We start from the raw sequence: 21,577 nt of genomic DNA, 5'->3' as shown, positions 1-21,577 counted from the left end.
AACTGTGGTATTAGATCAAATAATTAATCAATGTAAAAAAAACTGCCCCAAGGCACAAGAGCAATTGTACCAATTGTTTTCTAAAAAATTCTTTGGAGTGTGTTTAAAATATTCCAGTGATTATGCAGATGCCGAAGACAATCTACAGGATGGGTTTTTGATCATTTTTGATAAAATTGAGCAGTATAATTTTAAAGGTTCTTTTGAAGGATGGGCAAAGAGAATATTAATTAACAATGCCCTTCAAAAATTCAGAGGCGTTAGATATATGGAAGTCATAAATGACAATATTCCTGAGGAAGAAGTCGAAATTGAAGATGAAAATATTTCTATCGAGTATCTAATGCAAATCATTCAAGAGTTACCAGACCAGTATAGATTAGTTTTTAGTCTCTATGTACTTGATGGATATTCTCATAAAGAAGTTTCCGAAATGCTTAAAATCAGTACCGGGACCACAAAGTCAAATCTTGCCAGAGCAAGAGGGATTTTGAAAGAAAAAATTGATCATTACACAAAAATTAAAATAAATTCATTGGCAAAATGAACGATAAAAAAAATATAGACCGATTGTTTCAAGAGCGATTCAAAGATTTTGAATCAGAGCCAAGTAAAAAGGTTTGGATAAATATTCAGGCCTCTTTAAAAGAAAAAGAAAAGGACAGAAAAGTAATTCCGTTTTGGATAAAATCTTCTGGGATTGCGGCTGCTTTCCTTTTAGGTTTTTTTGCATTGAACACCGTTTTAAACAATACTGTTGAAATAAAAAATGATGTCGTTCTAGACACGAAAGTTTTAAAAAATTCGTTTGATGGAAAGGATTCTACTCTTGATAAAACAAAAAAAGAGCGTAATCCTTTAGAAGTGAAAACAATTCCTCCGATCGTAGTTAACAAAAGTAAAACAGGGAAAACAAATGAAAAAGAAATTATATCTTCTGATAGATTTAAAATCAATTCGAGCAAAGAGAAGAATCAGAACGGTTCTGTTGTTTATTTCCAAAAAAATAATTCACCGCTAAAACAAGCAACAGCAAATACTGACAAGCTAAAATCTACTGCTGTAATCGCTGAAAAAAACAACACAAAAACCCATAACCCGTTTGAAAATATTCAACAAAATCAAACACTCGAAAAAAGCAGTTTAAAAGAGAATGAAAACGCTAAAATTGCTGCAATAGATCCTAAAAAACAGCCCGAAAGTAGTGTTGAAACACCGAACGAATTAGAAGAAATCCTTAAAAATAAAAAAGGAGAAGAAAAAGAAGCTGTGGTTCTCAATCAAAAAAACAAGTGGCAAATTACGCCAAATATAGCGGCTGTATATCTGAATTCGAATTCAGGCGGTTCTGCCATTGACCCTCAATTTTCAGAAAATCAAAAAACAGCCGATAACAGCTTAAGTTTTGGTATTGGAGTAAATTATGCTGTTTCTAAAAAAATAGCCTTACGAAGCGGAATTAACAAGCTCTCGTTAGGATACAACACGAATAACGTAGTCTACTCAACCGGTTTGGCAAACAATAATCTGGCAAATATCAATTATTCTTCAAATGCATTAATTGAGATTAAAAATCAATCCGCTTTGAACGGATTAATCACTTTCGAAAAAGACCTACAAAAAACCAATACAGGCGCCATCAATCAAAAAATGGGTTATTATGAAGTTCCTTTGGAAGTATCCTATGCTGTTTTGGATAAAAAATTCGGAATTAACGTTATTGGAGGCGTAAGTACTTTGTTTCTCAGCCAGAATAAAATATCGTTAGTTTCATCTGAAACCAATGTAAAATTAGGAGAGGCAAAAAACCTGAATCAAGTCCATTTCAGTACTAATGTGGGTTTGGGATTTAAGTACCAAATTATAAAATCATTCCAAATTAATGTGGAACCAATGGTAAAATATCAATTGAATACATTTTCAAACAACTCGGGTGACTTTAAACCGTTATTTATCGGATTGTATTCTGGTATTAGCTATAGCTTTTAATTGGATCAGAATCGAAAGCTATTAGTTGATTGTAAATTATTTCGCGTACTTCTTCGCGAATTTCTTTACGGTCAACGCCCGTTTTGCCCAAAGTTTCTACGTGTGAATGCATTTTTACACGCATAATTCCTGGGCTTCCGCTAAAAAAAGTATACGAGAATCTCTTCTTATTGTCGGCAAAAGTAATAGGAACAATCGGAATTTCATGTTCTATCGCCAAGCGGAAAGCACCGTCTTTGAAAGTGTCCAACATAACTGATTCGTCATCCGGAACGCCTCCTTCTGGAAAAATACAGATACTCAATCCTTGATTGATTCTTTTTTGAGCGCGATTAAAGACTTCCATTCTGCTTTTTGAAGAACTTCTGTCTACCAAAATACAGGTTCTTTTATAGAAAAACCCAAACAAAGGAATTTTTGAAAGTTCTTTTTTACCTACAAAAACAAACGGATTTCTGGTTAGGGCAAGCATCAACATAATATCGGCCATAGAAGTATGATTGGCAACAATCATGTAACTTTTTTGGTATTCCATTTCTTGGTTTTTATCTATTTTGTAATAAAATCCCATCCCAAAAAGAATAAATTTTGCCCAAATACGAGCCATCTTAAAAAAATAAGGATAACCGCTTTCCGTCAAAATAGACAATACCAGAAAAGGAAACATCACCAATATGGGAATGGCCATCAAAATATAAAACCATATGCGCCACAGTACCCAAAAAATAATTTTTAATCCTTTCATAAGTTCAAAAGTAAGAAATCAGACGTTATGATGCTCAAAAAAATTTCTTACGTTTTTCACCATATAAGTCATCTAAGTTTTATGTTACTGCTCAATTTTAACTCGTTCTTTTAATCATCAACGTTTTATTGACTTAAATGACATATATGGTTAAAAGAAAATTTTGCTGATGCAATTTCGAACAAGTTGATTTTTATAATTTGCGAATTTGCGGTAAAAAATAAAAAACTTTGCGAACTTTGCGATTAAGAAAAAAGAAATAATGGCAAAAATACTTACAGGAGTTCAAAGTACAGGAACACCGCATTTAGGAAACTTACTTGGCGCAATCATTCCCGCAATAGCATTATCAAATAAACCTGAAAACGAATCCTTTCTTTTCATTGCTGATTTACATTCGATAACGCAAATAAAAAACGGTGAAACCTTACGAACCAATACCTACAGTACCGCTGCAGCTTGGCTTGCTTGTGGTTTGAATGTAGACAAAGTAGTTTTCTATAGACAATCGGATGTGCCACAAACAGCTGAATTATCATGGTATTTGAGTTGTTTTTTTCCTTTTCAACGTTTGACATTAGCGCATTCTTTCAAAGACAAAGCCGATAGATTGGAAGATGTAAACGCTGGTTTGTTTTCGTATCCAATGTTGATGGCTGCCGATATTTTATTATACGATGCAGAATTTGTTCCGGTAGGAAAAGACCAATTGCAACACCTTGAAATTACGCGTGATGTAGCGTCCAGATTCAACCACCAAATGGGAGAAACTTTTGTGATTCCCGAGGCAAAAATTCAGGAAGACAGCATGCTGATTCCAGGAACCAATGGCGGAAAAATGAGTAAATCAGCCAATAATATTATCAATATCTTTTTGGATGACAAAGCGTTACGCAAACAAGTGATGAGTATTGAAACCGACAGCACGCCGCTGGAAGATCCTAAAAATCCGGATACGTGCAATGCTTTTGCTATTTATTCTTTATTGGCAAATGAAGAACAAATAGCAGCTATGAAAGCCAATTACCTTGGCGGAAATTACGGTTACGGTCATGCCAAACAAGCGTTGTTTGAGTTGATTACAGAGACTTTCAAAACCGAAAGAGAAAAATACAATTACTACATGAATAACCTTCCTGAAGTAGATGCACTTTTAAAGATTGGTGCCCAAAAAGCTACTGCTGTTGCAAATGGCGTTTTAGCAAGAGTGAGAGAGAAATTAGGATTTGAGGTGTAATAATCCGTTTTTTAAACATATAAGTCATTCAAGCTTTTTTTAAAGTTGCTATAGTTTAATGTAATACTATTTCACAATAGCTTATATGACTTATATGTTAAAATCAAATCGCCTCAAACAATTTCCCTGGTAAAGGCCGTATCACGCCTTTCAGTTCCATATTCAAGAGCATTCCAGAGATTTTATAAATAGGAAAATCACAGCGCAAAGCAATAATATCCATCAGTTCTTTTCCAGTTTTAAGGAGGTAATCATATACTTTTTGTTCGTCATCATCTAAGCTTACAAATAATTGTTTTTGTACCGATTTTGTTTCTTTTTGAATGTCCCAATTCAAAATATAAATCAAATCCGCGGCACTTGTCAAGACATTTGCTTTTTGGGTTTTTATCAAATTGTTGCAACCTTGACTGAACTTATCCGTAACACGCCCCGGAACCGCAAAAACATCACGGTTGTAATCATTCGCCATGTTCGCCGTGATTAATGATCCGCCTCTATCCGCTGATTCAATTACGATTGTCGCTTCAGACATTCCCGCAACGATTCTGTTTCTTCGCACGAAGTTTTCTTTATCCGGATTAGAGGAGCTCCAAAATTCGGTCATAAAACCACCGTTTTGTTCTACTTTGGCCACGTATTTTTTATGGGTTTTCGGATAAATTTGGTTCAAACCATGTGCCACTACTCCTATCGTCTGTAAATTATGTTCCATCGCCAGTTGGTGTGCAACAATATCAACACCATAGGCAAATCCACTGACGATTATAGGATCCAGCGGAGCCAAATCTTCAATCAGTTTTCTGCAAAATTCCGTTCCGTACGAGGTAATTTGACGCGTACCTACAATGCTAATTATTCTTCTGTTTTTTAAATTAATATTTCCCGAAGTAAATAATAAAAGTGGTCCGTCAATACAATGTTTCAACCGTTCCGGATATTCCTCGTCTTGAAAATAAACCGGGTTGATTTCATTTGCTTTTATAAATTCCAGTTCCTGAGTTGCTTTATCGAAAACAGATTTATCCTTTAAATTTTTCAGCAAAACAGACCCTACTCCATCAATAGCAGCAAGTTGCGATGCCTTTGTGTTAAAAATAGCTTCCGCGGTTCCAAAATGGGTGAGCAGTTTTTTGGCCATTATGTCGCCCACTCCTTCTATTCTTTGCAATGCCAATAAATAAAATAAATCCTGCTCTTTCATGCTAATTATTTGAGAGTGAAATGTATAAATTTTTATGCGGATTGTTAATAAAAATTGTGAATAAAATTTTGATAACTATTTTCGTTGTATAACTTTGTAAGTATGAAAATCGAACTATACATCGCGCAGCTTTTATACCGTTATCAATGTGTAACCGTTCCTGGTTTGGGAGCTTTTTTGACCGAAACTCAATCGGCTAAACTAAACGAAAGCTTGAATTCATTTTCTCCTCCCAAAAAAATGATCGCTTTCAATGCTAATTTGAAAAACAATGATGGCTTATTAGCCAATCATATCGCTTTAGCTGAGAAAACGTCTTATGAATATGCGGTAAGCGCAATTCAATATGAGGTTTTTAATTGGAAAAAAGCATTAGAAGAAAATCAAGTATTTTCTATAAAAAATGTTGGTGATCTTCGTTTGAACGCGGATCACAATATAGTTTTCACGCCTTATGATCAAACGAATTACTTAACCAGTTCTTTTGGGTTGGCTCCTTTTGTTTCACCACTTGTAAAAAGAGCAATCTTCGAAAAAGAAGTTGAAGCAATTGAAGAAAAAGCAATCATCACAATGGTCCCTGAAGAAACAAGAACAGCGAATCCGTATTTAAAATACGCCGCTATTTTTGTATTAGGATTGGGACTTGCAGGAAGTGTTGGTTATCCAATGTATCAAAACCAAATCGCCTCAGAAACGATTCTTGTTGAAACTGCCGTTCAAAAACAAGTTCAAAATAAAATTCAGCAAGCCACTTTCTTCATCGAAAGTCCGGTTCCGGCAGTTACACTATCCGTTAAGTCGACTAAGGAAACAAAAATGCCGTATCACATTATGGCCGGAGTATACAGAGAAGAAAAAAATGCAAATAAGACTTTGCGAATTTTAACTCGCTTAGGATATGATGCCAAACGCATCGCTCCTAACAAAAACGGTTTATTCCCAGTTTTATATGGCAGCTATGCCACATTTGCTGAAGCAGAAAAAGCAAAAAAAGAAATTCATGAAAAGCACAATCCAGAAGCTTGGATATTGATTCAATCACTATAAAAACAAAAACCCTATTCTTACCGAATAGGGTTTTTAAATTTTAAAGCTTTGCGGTTTTAATTCAAACTCGCTTTATACATTCTCGCTTCTTCCCAAGAAAATTTATGACCGTGTTTTTCCATCAAAGTATTCAATGATTCTTCTTTGTATCCGGCAAAAGCAGCTGCTAAATCCCGTATTTTATCCTCCGGTAAAACCTCCGAAATTGAAACCGCTTTGGTTTGTATCAGTTTTACAAAATGCGAGTAAATTGTTTGTTTGGTCAGCACTCTGATAATTGCAATATCGGCAATTGATTTCTTTTCCACCCACAATTCATACGTTTCCTGAACCGTTGATTTCTTAGGTACTGCTGTTTTTGATTTTTTCGAAGTATAACGTTCCACGTCTTTTTCGTCTTCAATCAACGTGATATTTACTTCCTTGAATTGATTTTGAATGGCTTCCGTTTTTCGGCTGATGTATTTTTTTATTTCTGAGGACGTCAATTTCTCTTTCGAAATGGTTTCTCCTGCAACAACGGTTTCTATCAATAATTTGGCTTTCATTAATCGCAAAACGGCTTTGGTTTGCAATTCTTCCAGCACGATTAATTCATCATAAAATGCTTTTACTTTCTTGATGCGTTTTACTTCCTCCAGTTTCCAAAGTATTTCAAAAACCAAATCGTCCATCGGTTTAAGAAAATAACTGAAAGCGGCTTGAATGCGTTCCGAAACATGATTCAAATCGACGGTTTCCTTACCAAAAAGTTTATTCAATTGCGAAATGAATTTTTTGGATGGATCCAAAAGCTCTTCAATAACTTCCGTTTGTTTTTTGGCCCAAACGGCATGCTTGGATTTCTCTGAAATTTCTGATTTTTCGTTGTAACTGAATTTATGATTGCGCCATTCCTGAGCCAAATCACTCCAATCGAATGTGTTTATCAGATAGTTATGTATGAAATTTTTGGTTTCAAAATGCAAGGCATTCTCTAAAAACGAATCCGAAGCTTTGTTTAATGAATAATCCATCACATCCTGATCGTTTGAAATGCCATTCATGCGCAGCGGAGAAAGCAAAATAAGCCCTTCTAACGAGCGTAAACGCGATAATGCGACATAAGCCTGTCCCGGAAGAAAAACCTGCGAAACATCAAGCGCAGCTTTATCAAAAGTCAATCCCTGGCTTTTATGAACCGTAATTGCCCACGCTAATTTGATGGGATAATGCACAAAAGTTCCCAAAACCTCTTCTTCAATTTCTTTGGTGGTTTCGTCTACTTTGTAGCGGATGTTTTGCCATTCATATTTTTCGACTTCTATGGTTTTGTTTTCTTCCGGAAAATGAACCAGAATTTCCTGACTCGAAAGCGATTTGATAACCCCCATCTTTCCGTTGAAAAAGTTTTTATGAAAGGACAAATCGTTTTTTACAAACATGATTTGTGCGCCCACTTTCAACTGCAGTTGTTGTTCCACGGGAAATATCTTGTCCGGAAAATCTCCGGTTATCTCCGGTTTATAAACAACTAACTTCCCTTCCAGATCTTCCAAAGCCTGCGCATTCATCGTATCGGCTTTGTTGTTGTGTGTAGTTAATGTGATGTATCCCTTGTTTGCTTTTAAATCAAAATTGGGTTTTACGTATTGGTTTAAGGTTTGAATGTCTTGCTGCGAAATCTGGTTGTTGCGCAGATTATTCAAAACCGAAATAAACGTATCATCAGTCTGGCGAAAAATCTTGGACAACTCAATGTATAAAGGTGGATTTTGCTGCACCACATGCGAATGGAAAAAGAATTTTCCTTTGTAATACGTTTTCAGCGTACGCCATTCTTCGTCCCGAATTACCGGTGGCAACTGTAATAAATCGCCAATATACAAGACTTGAACGCCACCAAAAGCACTGTTTTTTTTACGGATGGTTTGCATCATATAATCCATAGCATCCAGTAAATCAGCACGAAGCATACTAACTTCATCAATAATCAATAATTCCATATTGCGAATCACCGATTTCTTCAAACCGCTCATTTTGAAATGCCTGCGCAAGGTTGCTTTAGTTTCAAATTTGGTGCTTTCAGAAAATTGAGGCGATGAATTATCCGGAATAAACCCTCCAAACGGCAACTGAAACATGGAATGAATCGTTACACCGCCAGCATTTAAAGCGGCAATTCCCGTTGGTGCCACAACTACAGTATTCTTGTGCGTGGTTTGAATAATTTCCCGTAAAAGGGTGGTTTTTCCCGTTCCTGCTTTCCCGGTCAGGAAAACGGATCGATGGGTTTGATTGATGAATCGTAAGGTGTAAGCGGCGGCTTCTGAAATGGTTTGCATTAGGCGTGTATATATAAAGCTAAAGTATTGAAAATTAAGAACACTATTTTAATTTTTGGAAAACATTTTAGGATTATAATTCGACTATTTTTTAGCCCCGATAGCAGCGGAAATCCTCGAAATTTAGAAAGTGATTTTTTCTGGCCGGAAAAGAGCGACTAAAAGAAGCTCCTTTTATGGGTAAGAAAAAACACTTGCTAAGCGAGAGATTACAGCGGATAGCGGGAAATAGCTTCAAAAAAAATGCCTTCAATCTAAGGGTAGACGAAGGCAATTTTTTGAATTAATATAAAAAAATTATTTTTTAGCTTCTACTTTTTCTTCCGTTTTAGCAGGCGCTTTGTATTTGTCGTTCAAGGCTTTGATGATTTCTTTTGTGATATCAAATTTGTCTTCCGCGTATAAAATTGAAGCTGCGTCACCAGTACCGTAGATGTATGCATATCCTTTTTCTTTACCATACGCTTTGATGAATTTTTTCACTCCGCTTACTAAAGAATCCATTTCTTTTCCGCTTTCTTGTTGCAATTCTTGAGACAACGCTTGTTGCGCATAACCCAATTGTTGCTCTCTTTTTTGCAATTCAGCACCTTTTTGTTGTGCCCAAGCTTGACCGTTGGCTTGTGCTTGTGCTTGAAAACCTGCCGCTTCTTGTTTGAAACGATTAATTTCTGCCTCTAGCTGTCTTCCTTTTTCTTCCGATTTTGCTTTATATTTTGCCTCAAGGTCTTTTGCTTCTGTATATTCTTTCATTAACACTGAAGTATCTACGTAAGCTGTTTTTACTTCCTTAACTTCTGCGGCCGGTTTGTTACAAGATACGAGTGAAATTGAAAGTGCGATAATTACTAATGCTTTTTTCATTTTGATGAATTTCTAGTTTTGAGTATTGGTGACAAAAATATAAAAAAATAGATAGTATTGACATAAAGTTTACAAAATGCTACTTTTTTATGATATAAGATTTTATTATTATGATTTATGAATGTATAATTTATGACTATTAAAAGTGAGTTGTATATCTTTTAAATAAACGAATTAGTTTAAAAATCCAACATTCACTCTCGACTACACTAAAAAACAAGCTTAAATACGCTTAAATTGATTTTTAGTTGTTTTTTAGGATGTAAATGTGTGAAGAATACTCAAAATTCTTCTTCGCTTCCCAATTCGATTGCAATCCAACAAAAAAGGCTTTTATATAATTCATTTTCCCTGTTCTGTATTTTTCCGAAAGTAAGCTGACGTAAAAAGAATCGAATTTCATAGGAAGCACTTCAACCAATTTCATTTCTTCTTTTTCAAAAAGTATTTTTATAGCCGTTTTAGAAAAATGCCAAAAATGAATTGGCACATCATAAGCAGCCCAAAACTTTCCGTAATGTTTTGCGTCGAAAGATTTGAAATTTGGAACAGCAATTATTAAAGTTCCATTTGGTTTTAATAATCGTTTCAATTCTTTGATTTGGTTTTCCAAATTTGGAACGTGTTCCAAAACATGCCACATCGAAATCACATCAAAAGAATGATTGTCTAATTCGCTGGTTTCCCCAACAAATGAAACACCTTTCTTTTTTGCAATCGCTTTTGCTTTTTCACTTGGCTCCACTCCTATGGTGTGCCAACCGTTTTCTTTGGCCACAAATAAAAAATCTCCTGTTCCGGCACCAATATCTAAAATGCTTCCTTTATTCGGTTGCAATGAATTAATTAAATTCAGTTTGTTTTTTAGCGCGATGGTTTTTACAAAATGATATGCTTTTTCAAATAAAGACCTTTTGCTATCCGTGTGCGAAATATAATCCACGCTTTCGTAATACTTTCCTAAATTTTCTAAACTAGGTTGCGGAGAAGTAATCAGCATATCTAATTTGGCGTCATGATATAAGTCGAAAATTTCCTGAGAAACAGAATAATCTTTAACGGTTAAAAAAGGCTGTTGGTTTGAAATGTCCATTAATTAATAGTGCTTTTATATTTTAATTTTAAACTAAACCCTGATAACACCAACGGATGCTTTCAGGGCTGAATTATTTATTTTTATGATTCTTCAATTATAGCAAGGCTTCACAACGTAGTTTCACGTGGAACAGTTGATTTAAGATTGTAGATTATTAATTTTGATTGCAGATTTAAAATCAAAAATCGTTAATCAAAAATCTTATCGTCCCATATAAATCAACAGCACCGATACGTCACTTGGCGAAACACCACTGATTCGTGAAGCTTGAGAAATAGTTACCGGACGAATCTTGCTCAATTTTTGTTTGGCTTCAATTGACATCGATTTAATTTTATCGTAATCGAAATTTTCAGGAATCTTTACATCTTCCAATCGAAGCAGTTTATCTGCATTATTTCTTTCCTTTTCGATATAACCAGAATACTTCACTTGAATTTCGGCTTGTTCCAAAATTTCTTGGTCCAAATCATTTTCTGCGACATAAGCAGCAACCTTTTCAAATTTCATGATGTCTTCTAAATCAATTTGCGGACGAGAAAATACTTTGAACATTTTATCCCCTTGCGTAATCAGCGCCGTATCTTTTGATTCTAAAATAGGATTTGCTTCCGCAACCGAAACACTTGTTTCTTTGAAGAAAGCCACCATTTTTTCAGATTCATTTAATTTGTGTTCCATTCTACGCAAACGCGCTTCTGAAGCCAAACCAATTTCATGTGACATTGGCGTTAATCTGAAATCGGCATTATCCTGACGCAACAGCGTTCTGTATTCTGCACGGGACGTAAACATTCTGTACGGCTCTTCAGTTCCTTTCGTAATTAAATCATCAATCAAAACTCCAATATACGCTTCGTCTCTTTTCAAAATTAACGGCGCTTTTTCATGTACTTTTAAATGTGCGTTTATTCCAGCCATCAATCCTTGAGAAGCCGCTTCTTCATATCCGGTAGTTCCGTTTATTTGTCCGGCGAAATACAATCCTTCAACCAATTTTGTTTCCAAAGTATGTTTCAATTGTGTCGGCGGGAAATAATCATATTCGATTGCATACCCTGGACGAAAGAATTTTACTTTCTCAAATCCCGCAACAGAACTCAAGGCTTTGAATTGAATATCCTCAGGAAGCGATGTAGAAAATCCATTTACATAAACCTCACAGGTATTCCATCCTTCAGGTTCGACAAACAATTGATGTCTTTCCTTATCAGCAAAACGATTTATTTTATCTTCAATTGACGGACAATATCTTGGTCCAAGGCTTTTTATTCTTCCGTTAAACATTGGCGAACGATCAAAACCTTCTCTTAAAATATCGTGAACGTCAAGAGACGTATAGGTCATATGACACGATTTTTGATGAATCAACGGCGAAGTCACATCCGAATAGGAAAACTTATCCGGCTTAGCATCTCCTTTTTCTTCGTTCATTTTCGAATAATCCAAAGAACGTCCATCGACTCTTGGAGGTGTTCCCGTTTTCATTCGTCCTGATTGAAAACCAGCCGCAACTAAATCTTCGGTAATTCCATACGCGGCACTCTCGCCTGCTCTTCCACCACCAAATTGTTTTTCACCAATATGAATCAAACCGTTCAGAAAAGTTCCATTGGTCAACACAACCGATTTAGACCGAATCTCTACTCCTAACGAAGTTCGGATTCCTTTTATTTTTCCGTTTTCAATAATCAAACCTTTGACCATTTCTTGATAAAAATCAAGATTTGGAGTTCCTTCCAACATCATTCTCCACTCCTCGGCAAAACGCATACGGTCACTTTGAACACGCGGCGACCACATTGCAGGACCTTTGGATTTGTTCAGCATCTTGAACTGGATTGCAGTTCTGTCCGAAACAATTCCCGAGTATCCTCCAAGCGCATCAATCTCACGCACAATTTGTCCTTTGGCAATTCCACCCATCGCTGGATTACATGACATCTGGGCAATGTTCTGCAAGCTCATTGTAACCAACAAGGTTTTTGAACCCAAATTTGCGGCAGCGGCAGCAGCTTCTGAACCAGCATGCCCTGCACCCACAACGATTACATCATATTCATTTAGAAACATCTTCTTTTATAATTTAATCCTTGTTCAGGATTGTAATTTTGAAATCTATATTTTGTTCCACGTGAAACATTGTAAACGTATTTTCAAACCAATACTAAATGTTCCACGTGAAACACTTTCGATTTAAAAACAAAAACAGCGCTACTGTTCCACGTGAAACATAGCGATTTTTTCATCCTCTTTAGAACGCATTAAAAGCTCTTCGGCTTCCCCTTTATCTTTGTAGCCACAGTAGTGTAAAATGCCGTGAACTAAAACGCGCTTTAATTCTTCCTCAAAAGAAACATTAAAGTCAGCGGCGTTGTCTTTCACTCTTTCGATAGAAACAAAAATATCACCATGCAATTCATTACCCATAGAATAATCAAAGCTGATGATGTCCGTTAGCGTATCGTGATCCAAATACTCGACATTTATTTTATGAAGATATTCATCATCACAAAAGATGTAATTTATCTCTCCTTCTTTCTTGTTTTCCGAGGTAATAACATTTCCCAACCAAACAGCAGTAGCTTCTTCGTTGTCTAAATTAAAGTCGGTTTCGTAATTAAAATTAATCATTTTTTATTAAAATATTCTTGAACCTTTTGATTAAAATTCGAGCGCAAAGGTAAGGATTGTCTATTTAATATTTCTATGCTATTCAAATAATCTAATAAAGCAACTGGCAGCGCATTAGATTGATTATTAAACTCCTTTTTATTGGTTTCCGATTGGCGTTTATTTTCCTCTCCTTGTTGCTGAATAGCGGAATTCAATTTCAATAATTCCTGTTTCACATTCAGTATCTTTTGAAGCGTTTCGTTCTTAAAACCTTTGTTCAATAATTGCTTTTCAATTTGCTTCATTTGTTCTAAAGCGCTTTGTCCATTTCCACCCAATCCTTGTTTGTTCAATTCGTTTTGCAATGCTTCACGCAATTGCTTTTGCTCTTTATAAATTTCCATTATAGCTTGCGCATCACCTTCACCGCCCTCACCTTCTTGACCAGACTCACCAGGCTTGCCTTGTTTGCCGTTTTGTCCTTTTTGATTGTCACCGGGTTTCTCCCCTTTCTTGATTCCGTCTTTCATTTTCTCTCCAAGACCTTCTTGCTTTTTAATAATATCAGGGAGTTGCATTCCTTGTCCTTGACCCGGTTTTGGTTTACCTGAACCCATTCCTGACATTTGCATTTGCATATTGTTAAGCATGTCACTTAGAAAATCTGCTAATTTGTTAGCAGCTGAAATGGTGTACTGTTGGTGCGACAAACCTTTTGGCACTTGAGCATCTGTTAAACTGGATAACGATTTATCGACGTTGTAAACTACATTGCCAATTTCTTTGGTTATATCCTCCGCTATTTTTGGGTTGCGCAACGACATCGCAAATAAACTATCATCAACATGCTTGAACTGTTGTTTTAAATCCTGTTGGATTTTAATATTTTTATTAAAAGCCGGAGACCCTGATTTGTGCTTTTTAAACTGATTCATCAAGTCTTCTTGTGACAAAGAAAACGCTAATAAATTGTCTAAAATTTGTCGCAACATTGCAACATCTTCCTGCAACTGTTCCATCTCACTTTCCTCCAAAGTTTGTGCCATTTTTTGCGCCATCTCTTTCATCTTTTTGGAGGCGCTTTTTTGATTTGGTTTGGCTTTGTCTTTTTTGTCTTTCTTTAATTCCTCAGAAGCTTTGTTTAAATCGTCATCAATACTTATTTCTTTAGCATCGTCTTTAGGCAAGTCCAAAGGTGATTTTAATTCCTTGTTTTCTTTTTCCAGATCATTTAAATCTTCTTGGATTTTGTCAAACTCAGTATTGATATCTTCTTGTTTGTCCAATTTATTTTCCTTTTCATCATTAGATAATTTATCTTGTTTTTCAGAAAGCTTGTCCAGTTTGTCTCCTAATTGTTCTGCTTTCTTTTCTACATAAAACCTCTTCGTCAATTCCACCAACTGTTCCAAATTCTTAGTTTGGTTTTTACTGTTTTGTTTGAATTTATCCAACTTGGACAACAACTCTTCATTCTGGATTTTATCGTTCAGTTCTTTCAATTCGTCTAAAAGCTTCTGGTTTTTTTCCAATTCCTTTTCGGCTTTGTCCATTCGTTTCTGAAGCTCTTCTTTTAATTCATCCTTTTTATCGATTTTGAATTGCTCCAAATTATCGTTCATTTTTTTAGTAAATTCTTTCATCATCCCATCTTGTTTCATTTGACGTTTGATAAAATCATTTACTTTTTGCTGATCTTTGAAATCCAAGTTTTCTTTTTCTTTTCCGGTTTTTTGCAACTTCTCCATTTCAGCCATTTGCTTATCCTGGTTTTTTAAAGACTTCTCTAAACTATTGATGTTGTCATTTTGCTGTTGCAAAATTTGATCTTCCTTCTCTTCATTTGTAGCAACGCGATTCGAGAAAACTGAAGACTTCGTACTTTTGAAATTATGGATGGCATCGTTATCAAAAACTTCAAAATAATAATCATAAGACACGCCTTGCTCCACCGGAAGATTGCTTGGAAACGAAAATACGAATTGATCAAAAGCACTTTTCTTAATAGCAATTGTTCCACGTTTAGCAGTTTGTGGTTTCTCACTTTCGTAATAAACAATCTGAAGTCTTGACAAACCATAATCATCCGAGATTTGACCTAAAACATAGTTCTTAGCAACCTTCAAACTGTCCGGTGCATTGTTCACATTGATCGTTGGGAACTGATCTTTGACAATTGTAAACTGATAATTGAGTTTTTCGTGGTTTTTTACCTTCTCATTTGAAGTAAGAATTTGATAATCTGTGTTTTGAAGTATATTTTTGGATAAAATAAAGGTGTTTTCTGTTTTCGAAAAAGAAGCTTTCGTAATTCCATCCATCCACTCCACGTTTTGTGTCGCTTGTGTATTCATTTTCCAAGTTACACGCGTTCCTTCTGGAATAACCGCATTTCCTGTTCCTTTGATTGTTTCTGCTTTTTTATTCAAATACGAAGGAAAGTTCAACTGCATTTCGAAATTAGCTATCGAAGGAACAGTTATCACTTTCAATTCATAATCCTGTGAAGAAATAGCATTTCCCTCCACGTGGAACAAAATATTTTCTGAAGGCTTTGCCATCTTAAATTGAAATTCTCCTGCTTTAACTGATTCCATAAAATAACTTTCGTCGTCAATGAAAATCATCGCATTCTCAGGAACGATTTTACCTTCGGTTTTTATTCGAAGTATAAAATCCTTTCCTTGTTCGGTTTGTAAATTCGAATTTAAAATCACGAATTTAAAAGGAGCAGGCGGCAGAAAAGCCGAATTGAAATGCACTACTCTATTCAAACTTTGTGAAATCATGCTGCTGTTTCCGGAGAAATAAAAGAAAGCAAATAACAGAATTGGAATTAAAGCCAAAGGAAAATACTTTCTGTTTCCGTTGTAATTTATGGCGTTCCCAAAAGGGATTAGTTGCAATGCATTGGCTTTTTGTTCAATCGAAGCGGCTAATAATTCCGATTTGATTTGATGTTCATTCGTATTTGATAATTGTAAAAAGTTAGTCAGTTTGTCGCTAACTTCTGCAAAATGATTTCCAATAATTGCCGAAGCCTGGTTGTAATCGATTCCTTTTTGAAGCTTGAATAATTTAAAAATTGGAAACAAAATAAAACGGAACAACAAATACAATTCTACTCCAATGAAAGTCCAAAATAAAATGGTTCTTCCCATTGGCTTGAGCCAAAGAAAATATTCGACAAAAAGCGTAAATAGAAAATACAACAATCCTAAACCGATAAAGAAAATAGTTCCCCGTATCAATTCGTTGGTATAAAACTTCCTGATGAAAGCTTCTAATTTTTGATAAATAAAATTTGAGTGCTCCAAAATTTATAACATGTTTTTATAACCAATAAAAGTAACCATTTTTAAATTCAGTCCATGTTAAAAATATAATAATCAAAAAAGTTGATTACTGGTTCACCATAAAGTTTCTAAAGTTCACAAAGGATTAAAAAAATTAAACCATATAAAGAATTTAAGAACATATAAAGTTTATATCAAAATACCTTATTTGGTGATTAAATAAAAGAGAACTTTGTGTCTTTGTGTCTTCGTGGCGAAAAGAACTTCTTATCTTTGCAAAAAAATTACAGCAATGTCTAAACAAGTTCGGGTGCGTTTTGCACCAAGTCCAACTGGACCTTTACATATTGGCGGAGTTCGTACCGCATTATTCAATTATTTGTTTGCCAAAAAAAACAATGGCGTTTTCTTCCTGAGAATTGAAGATACGGATCAAAATCGTTTTGTTCCCGGTGCCGAAGAATATATCATGGAAGCACTGGAATGGTTAGGAATTGCGCCAGATGAGACTATTGGTAAAAACGAAAAATTTGGTCCATACCGTCAAAGCGAAAGAAAAGATTTGTACCAACAATATGCTGCTGAATTAATCAATACAGGAAATGCGTATTATGCTTTTGATACGGCAGAAGCTTTGGATGCAGCAAGAAAATTAGAAGAAGAACAAGGAAAAACCTTTATATACAATCACCATAACCGAGAAAAATTAGACACTTCGTTAGTGATTTCTGCAGATGAAACTGCTAAAAGAATTGCTGATGGAGAACATTATGTCATCCGTTTTAAAACTCCGGTGAATGAAACGTTGCATTTGCATGACATTATTCGTGGTGATGTGAAATTTGAAACTAATCTTTTAGACGATAAAGTATTGTTCAAAAGTGACGGAATGCCAACGTATCATTTGGCTAATATTGTGGATGATCATTTAATGGAAACTTCTCATGTAATTCGTGGTGAAGAATGGTTGCCATCAATGCCTTTGCACGTTTTATTGTACAGAGCATTTGGTTGGGAAGCACCGGAATTTGCACATTTACCATTGATTATGAAACCTGTTGGAAACGGAAAATTATCCAAACGTGACGGTGACAAGATGGGATTTCCTGTATTTCCATTGGATTGGAAAACCATAGAAGGCGTTTCATCTGGTTATAGAGAAAAAGGGTTTTTCCCGGAAGCCGTAATCAACTTTTTAGCCTTATTAGGTTGGAATGACGGAACGGATAAAGAATTATTCACGCTGGAAGAATTAGTGGAAGCATTTGACTTGAACAGAGTTCATAAAGCTGGGGCTAAATTTGATCCGGAAAAAAATAAATGGTTCAATCACCAATATTTAATCAAGCAGGAAGATGCAACTTTGGCGAAAGCCTATGCTCCTATTTTGGCTGAAAAAGGGTTTTCTGTAGCCGAAAATGTCTTAACAAAAGTGGTTTCTTTAATCAAGGAACGCGCGCATTTTGTTTCTGAATTTTGGGAAATGAGTGATTTCTTTTTTGTGGCTCCAACAGCGTATGATGAAAAAGCCAGTAAAAACTGGAAGGAAGAAACACCGGCATTAATGCAGGAATTGATTTCTGTTGTGGAGGAAATTACCGATTTCACTTCTATGAATATCGAAACGATTGTCAAAGACTGGATGACGAAAAATGAAATTGGAATGGGAAAAGTAATGCAACCGTTTCGTTTGAGTTTGGTTGGCGCGCTGAAAGGTCCTCACCTATTTGATATCGTTGAAGTAATTGGAAAAGACGAAACGATTAACAGAATTCAAAAAGCTATAGCTACTTTGTAAAAAAAGAACCCTTTCAGTCCCGAAGCTTCGGGATTGAAAGGGTTTAATGATAAAAAAGCTTCTAATCCTGAATCTGGATTGGAGGCTTTTTTTATACTTATACCTTAAAGAAAGTAACTTTATAATAGTCTTCATTATCAGATTCTAGTAGCCAAATTCCTTTTTCAGAAATAATAGTATTGAAAAATAATTTCTTTTTTGAATCTATATTTTTCAAATAATCTGCTACTTTTTTGTTTGTATCAATAGCTATCAAACCGTCATTATCAAATACTTTATTTTTATAACCTTCACATTTATTAAAAGAAAGGAAGAAAGCCCTATAGTCTCCTTTAAATGTGTATATCGTATCTTCTTTATAAGAAATTTTATTTTTATTTGAAATTTTGCCTGTGTTTTTATCTATAAAGCTATAATGAAAATAATTTTCTTTAAACCTGCCTCCTGTTTCAAAAAGTAAACCGTTACTGCTAAATGAAAGTGAACTAAAAACCTTTACCAAATGAATTTTTTTATTAAAATCATCCTTGTCATCAATTCTGTTTATTGATTCCCAAACTTTTTTACCTTCTTTATCAAATTTAAAAACATAATAACCCGATGGGGAATTGTCGTCATTAAGATTTTTGGCTTTATCACCAAACAAACCAAAAACATAAATATCTTTAGTTATGTTATCCACTATAAAATCATTAATTGCTAAATCTGTGAAAAATATTAGTAATCCATTTCTAGAAGCATGCATACGCGCCGCATTGTTGGCTGAATATACCAAATATTCCGAAGGTAACGAAATATTGAGTTTTTGCTCTTCAATTATTTTTCCATCCATGTTGTAAAAAGTTCTAAACAAAATAGAAGATTTATAATCTTTTGAAATAGATTTAGTTATAATTTCAAATTTGTCATTATCAATTAGATTTGCAGAATATCCTAAAAATTCCTCTGTTTTTATTGACTGTTCATTTAATAATCTATTTAAATCAGGTTTGATAATAGGTATAATCCTTTTGTCCTTTGAAAAAAAATCTAAAGTCTCTAAATAAAGTTCATCTTTCTCAAAATTGACCTTGTTTTTTCCTTTTTCATCAACAATATCTAATTCGTATTTATCATTAAAATACTTTTTACCAAATGTATAGTTAAGATCATTAACACTAAAAATACGATCTCCATAATTACGACTTACATCTGAATAATTTAAAGTAGGTGTTTGTTTCCCATTAACAACATACTTATAGCTTGGATTCCCGTATTTTGAAAAATCATCTAATAAAAATGTATTTTCGGTAATAGAAAAATTTGATAATAAGCATTCAAAATTATTTATCAAAATTTCTTTTTTACCGTAACAATCATAACTACTTATGTTATTTATCCTTCTATTAAAAGACCTAAATACATATGAGCCTTTTTCTATAACAATTTTATTGCTTTTAGGAAGATAATGGTAGCGCATTGGAGTACTATCATCGGTAAATTTTTCTTCAACAATAGTAGTTTGAGCATTCATATAAATGCTAGATAATAATACAAAATAAAAAAGTGGCTTTTTCATAAATAAATTTAGTTATTAAGTTAAAAATAGAAATCCCTCAAATATAAAACATTAGAGGGATCAATTGTGTTTTTTAATATAATTTTTCTTATAAATAAAGAATCAAATTCCCATTTATAATCCCTGGATTCCCTTTGAAATTGACTCCTAAATTTTTGTTGTTTAAGTTTTCAAGCATGTTATTTACTCCATATTGATACGAAAGATTAGCTCTGAAATGACGAACTCCAAAAGTGATTCCAACTGTTGGATAAAAATTAAACTTGGAAATATCCACAATATCTTTGGCAAGCAAAGTGGTTCCTGAAATTATATTATTTTCGTTTTCAGCAGCTACTTTAAATTTTCCATTTACTTGAACTAAAGGTCCAAATTCAACACTCAAATTATTTTCGATCAATTTATAACTCAATTGCAATGATATTTGAGCAGAAGCCAGTTTATAATTTACATCTTTATTTGCTAAAAAAAGACTTCTTGTAGCTACTGAAAAATTATTTTCACTAAACTGCATCGCATAAACCATATCCCAATTATTATAGAAATTTCCACGCATAGAAAGTCCGGCATTCCATCCTGTGGCAGGTTTAGTTTGGAAATTATTTGTATTCAAAGTAAATTGATTGACACCAAAACTAATACCTATCCTGTTAGAATCCCTATAGTCATACTGAGCAATAACTGTTACGGAAATTAAAATAAAAACTAAAGTAAGATATCCCTTTTTCATAAAATTAAATTAAACAAAGACAAACCTAAAGTTTTTTTGTAATTTAACAGTAATTTTTTAACTAATTTATTCTTACTATGGACATTCCATTAATTATTTTTCTTGTATTCGGATTATTTATTTTCCTTTCTGCTTTTTTTACCGTCAAGCAGCAAACCTCTGTTGTTGTTGAACGATTCGGAAAATTTTTAAGTATCAGACAATCTGGCTTGCAACTTAAAATTCCTTTAATTGATAGAATTGCCGGGCGTGTAAATCTAAAAATTCAACAGTTAGATGTTATCATAGAAACCAAAACCAAAGACAACGTTTTTGTAAAACTAAAGGTTTCGGTTCAATTTATGGTAGTAAAAGAAACTGTTTATGATGCTTTTTACAAACTGGAATATCCACACGATCAAATTACTTCTTATGTATTTGATGTTGTTCGTGCCGAGGTACCAAAACTGAAATTAGATGATGTTTTTGAAAGAAAAGATGATATTGCCATTGCTGTAAAAAGAGAATTAAACGAAGCGATGACTACTTATGGTTACACGATCATCAATACATTGGTAACCGATATTGATCCAGATATTCAGGTGAAAAATGCGATGAACAGAATTAATGCAGCAGATAGAGAGAAAACCGTTGCAGAATTTGAAGCAGAAGCATCAAGAATTAGAATTGTGGCTAAAGCTAAAGCAGAAGCCGAAAGCAAACGTTTACAAGGGCAAGGTATTGCTGACCAGAGACGTGAAATTGCAAGAGGTTTGGTAGAAAGTGTTGATGTCCTAAATAAAGTCGGTATAAACTCTCAGGAAGCTTCGGCTTTGATTGTGGTTACGCAACATTATGATACCCTACAGGCTATTGGCGCAGACACTAATTCTAATTTGATTTTATTACCCAATTCCCCTCAAGCCGGAAGTGATATGCTGAATAACATGGTAGCTTCATTTTCTGCATCAAATCAAGTGGGCGAAATGATGAAGAAAAGCAGCAGAAAACCAAAACCAAAAACAGATGAACATACAGCTTATCAAGCTCCAAAAGATTCAGAAAATCCTGAAATAGAAATATAACAATCT

16 protein-coding genes are annotated in these 21,577 nt (G+C 34.4%); 6 read left to right on the top strand and 10 right to left on the bottom strand.

The features are described 5' to 3' along the window. Window positions 1-4: 4 nt before the first annotated feature. Together ACM55F_RS06045 and ACM55F_RS06040 are read left to right on the top strand one after the other, a co-directional pair. Entirely contained in the window at window positions 5-547 is a 543-nt protein-coding gene (locus tag ACM55F_RS06045) for an RNA polymerase sigma factor (protein WP_282727902.1), read from the top strand. After that, on the top strand, window positions 544-1,989 hold the full coding sequence (locus ACM55F_RS06040; RefSeq protein WP_416852860.1) for a hypothetical protein: 1,446 nt from the start codon (window positions 544-546) through the stop codon (window positions 1,987-1,989). Before ACM55F_RS06045 ends, ACM55F_RS06040 begins: the two co-directional genes overlap by 4 nt. Here the strand turns inward: ACM55F_RS06040 and ACM55F_RS06035 are convergent. Continuing rightward, the gene (locus ACM55F_RS06035; RefSeq protein ID WP_416852859.1) at window positions 1,973-2,734 is read right to left on the bottom strand and encodes a lysophospholipid acyltransferase family protein; all 762 of its coding nucleotides are present in this window, start codon (window positions 2,732-2,734) and stop codon (window positions 1,973-1,975) included. The two genes, ACM55F_RS06040 and ACM55F_RS06035, sit on opposite strands and share 17 nt — an antisense overlap. Window positions 2,735-2,996: 262 nt before the next feature. Between ACM55F_RS06035 and trpS the strand changes: the two genes are divergently transcribed. Further along, on the top strand, window positions 2,997-3,971 hold the full coding sequence (gene trpS / locus ACM55F_RS06030; RefSeq protein ID WP_416852858.1) for a tryptophan--tRNA ligase: 975 nt from the start codon (window positions 2,997-2,999) through the stop codon (window positions 3,969-3,971). A 103-nt stretch (window positions 3,972-4,074) separates the two neighbouring features. On the opposite strand, the gene dprA is transcribed toward trpS, so the two are convergent. Then, on the bottom strand, window positions 4,075-5,175 hold the full coding sequence (gene dprA / locus ACM55F_RS06025; protein ID WP_416852857.1) for a DNA-processing protein DprA: 1,101 nt from the start codon (window positions 5,173-5,175) through the stop codon (window positions 4,075-4,077). Window positions 5,176-5,277: 102 nt separating this feature from the next. Between dprA and ACM55F_RS06020 the strand changes: the two genes are divergently transcribed. After that, a complete protein-coding gene (locus ACM55F_RS06020; RefSeq protein ID WP_416852856.1) occupies window positions 5,278-6,225 on the top strand; it encodes an HU domain-containing protein in 948 nt (315 codons plus the stop codon). Window positions 6,226-6,281: 56 nt separating this feature from the next. On the opposite strand, the gene ACM55F_RS06015 is transcribed toward ACM55F_RS06020, so the two are convergent. The 6 genes from ACM55F_RS06015 to ACM55F_RS05990 all read right to left on the bottom strand — a co-directional run bounded on the left by ACM55F_RS06015 (window position 6,282) and on the right by ACM55F_RS05990 (window position 16,442). Next, entirely contained in the window at window positions 6,282-8,549 is a 2,268-nt protein-coding gene (locus ACM55F_RS06015) for a helix-turn-helix domain-containing protein (protein WP_416852855.1), read from the bottom strand. A gap of 297 nt (window positions 8,550-8,846) precedes the next feature. Further along, window positions 8,847-9,413, bottom strand: coding sequence for an OmpH/Skp family outer membrane protein (locus ACM55F_RS06010; protein WP_416852854.1), 567 nt, complete (start codon window positions 9,411-9,413; stop codon window positions 8,847-8,849). 244 nt (window positions 9,414-9,657) lie between these two features. Then, entirely contained in the window at window positions 9,658-10,506 is an 849-nt protein-coding gene (locus ACM55F_RS06005; protein ID WP_416852853.1) for a class I SAM-dependent methyltransferase, read from the bottom strand. A gap of 204 nt (window positions 10,507-10,710) precedes the next feature. Continuing rightward, window positions 10,711-12,582: a tRNA uridine-5-carboxymethylaminomethyl(34) synthesis enzyme MnmG gene (gene mnmG / locus ACM55F_RS06000; protein ID WP_416852852.1), complete on the bottom strand. Its 1,872-nt coding sequence runs from the start codon at window positions 12,580-12,582 to the stop codon at window positions 10,711-10,713. A 141-nt stretch (window positions 12,583-12,723) separates the two neighbouring features. Then, complete coding sequence (gene ybeY, locus ACM55F_RS05995) at window positions 12,724-13,143, bottom strand: rRNA maturation RNase YbeY (protein WP_416852851.1); 420 nt, start codon at window positions 13,141-13,143, stop codon at window positions 12,724-12,726. Then, on the bottom strand, window positions 13,140-16,442 hold the full coding sequence (locus ACM55F_RS05990) for a coiled-coil domain-containing protein (RefSeq protein WP_416852850.1): 3,303 nt from the start codon (window positions 16,440-16,442) through the stop codon (window positions 13,140-13,142). Before ACM55F_RS05990 ends, ybeY begins: the two co-directional genes overlap by 4 nt. Before the next feature lie 271 nt (window positions 16,443-16,713). On the opposite strand from ACM55F_RS05990, the gene gltX reads away from it, so the two are divergent. Next, entirely contained in the window at window positions 16,714-18,219 is a 1,506-nt protein-coding gene (gene gltX / locus ACM55F_RS05985; RefSeq protein WP_416852849.1) for a glutamate--tRNA ligase, read from the top strand. A gap of 97 nt (window positions 18,220-18,316) precedes the next feature. On the opposite strand, the gene ACM55F_RS05980 is transcribed toward gltX, so the two are convergent. Further along, window positions 18,317-19,777 (bottom strand): hypothetical protein, encoded by a 1,461-nt coding sequence (locus ACM55F_RS05980; RefSeq protein WP_416852848.1) that lies wholly within the window; start codon window positions 19,775-19,777, stop codon window positions 18,317-18,319. Window positions 19,778-19,865: 88 nt separating this feature from the next. Then, entirely contained in the window at window positions 19,866-20,507 is a 642-nt protein-coding gene (locus ACM55F_RS05975) for a porin family protein (protein ID WP_416852847.1), read from the bottom strand. Window positions 20,508-20,584: 77 nt separating this feature from the next. Here ACM55F_RS05975 and ACM55F_RS05970 point away from each other — a divergent pair, with 77 nt between their 5' ends. Then, a complete protein-coding gene (locus ACM55F_RS05970) occupies window positions 20,585-21,571 on the top strand; it encodes an SPFH domain-containing protein (protein WP_416852846.1) in 987 nt (328 codons plus the stop codon). Window positions 21,572-21,577: the final 6 nt, after the last annotated feature.

The organism is Flavobacterium melibiosi, assembly GCF_048158545.1.
GTDB lineage: Bacteria > Bacteroidota > Bacteroidia > Flavobacteriales > Flavobacteriaceae > Flavobacterium > Flavobacterium melibiosi.
Note: the sequence above shows the minus strand (reverse complement) of the source record. Positions and strands in the feature narration are given on the sequence as shown.

Coding starts and splice junctions, on each gene's coding strand:
- ACM55F_RS06040 (WP_416852860.1), top strand. CDS start 544: ATGAACGATAAAAAAAATATAGACCGATTGTTTCAAGAGCGATTCAAA.
- ACM55F_RS06035 (WP_416852859.1), bottom strand. CDS start 2,734: ATGAAAGGATTAAAAATTATTTTTTGGGTACTGTGGCGCATATGGTTT.
- trpS (WP_416852858.1), top strand. CDS start 2,997: ATGGCAAAAATACTTACAGGAGTTCAAAGTACAGGAACACCGCATTTA.
- dprA (WP_416852857.1), bottom strand. CDS start 5,175: ATGAAAGAGCAGGATTTATTTTATTTATTGGCATTGCAAAGAATAGAA.
- ACM55F_RS06020 (WP_416852856.1), top strand. CDS start 5,278: ATGAAAATCGAACTATACATCGCGCAGCTTTTATACCGTTATCAATGT.
- ACM55F_RS06015 (WP_416852855.1), bottom strand. CDS start 8,549: ATGCAAACCATTTCAGAAGCCGCCGCTTACACCTTACGATTCATCAAT.
- ACM55F_RS06010 (WP_416852854.1), bottom strand. CDS start 9,413: ATGAAAAAAGCATTAGTAATTATCGCACTTTCAATTTCACTCGTATCT.
- ACM55F_RS06005 (WP_416852853.1), bottom strand. CDS start 10,506: ATGGACATTTCAAACCAACAGCCTTTTTTAACCGTTAAAGATTATTCT.
- mnmG (WP_416852852.1), bottom strand. CDS start 12,582: ATGTTTCTAAATGAATATGATGTAATCGTTGTGGGTGCAGGGCATGCT.
- ybeY (WP_416852851.1), bottom strand. CDS start 13,143: ATGATTAATTTTAATTACGAAACCGACTTTAATTTAGACAACGAAGAA.
- gltX (WP_416852849.1), top strand. CDS start 16,714: ATGTCTAAACAAGTTCGGGTGCGTTTTGCACCAAGTCCAACTGGACCT.
- ACM55F_RS05980 (WP_416852848.1), bottom strand. CDS start 19,777: ATGAAAAAGCCACTTTTTTATTTTGTATTATTATCTAGCATTTATATG.
- ACM55F_RS05975 (WP_416852847.1), bottom strand. CDS start 20,507: ATGAAAAAGGGATATCTTACTTTAGTTTTTATTTTAATTTCCGTAACA.
- ACM55F_RS05970 (WP_416852846.1), top strand. CDS start 20,585: ATGGACATTCCATTAATTATTTTTCTTGTATTCGGATTATTTATTTTC.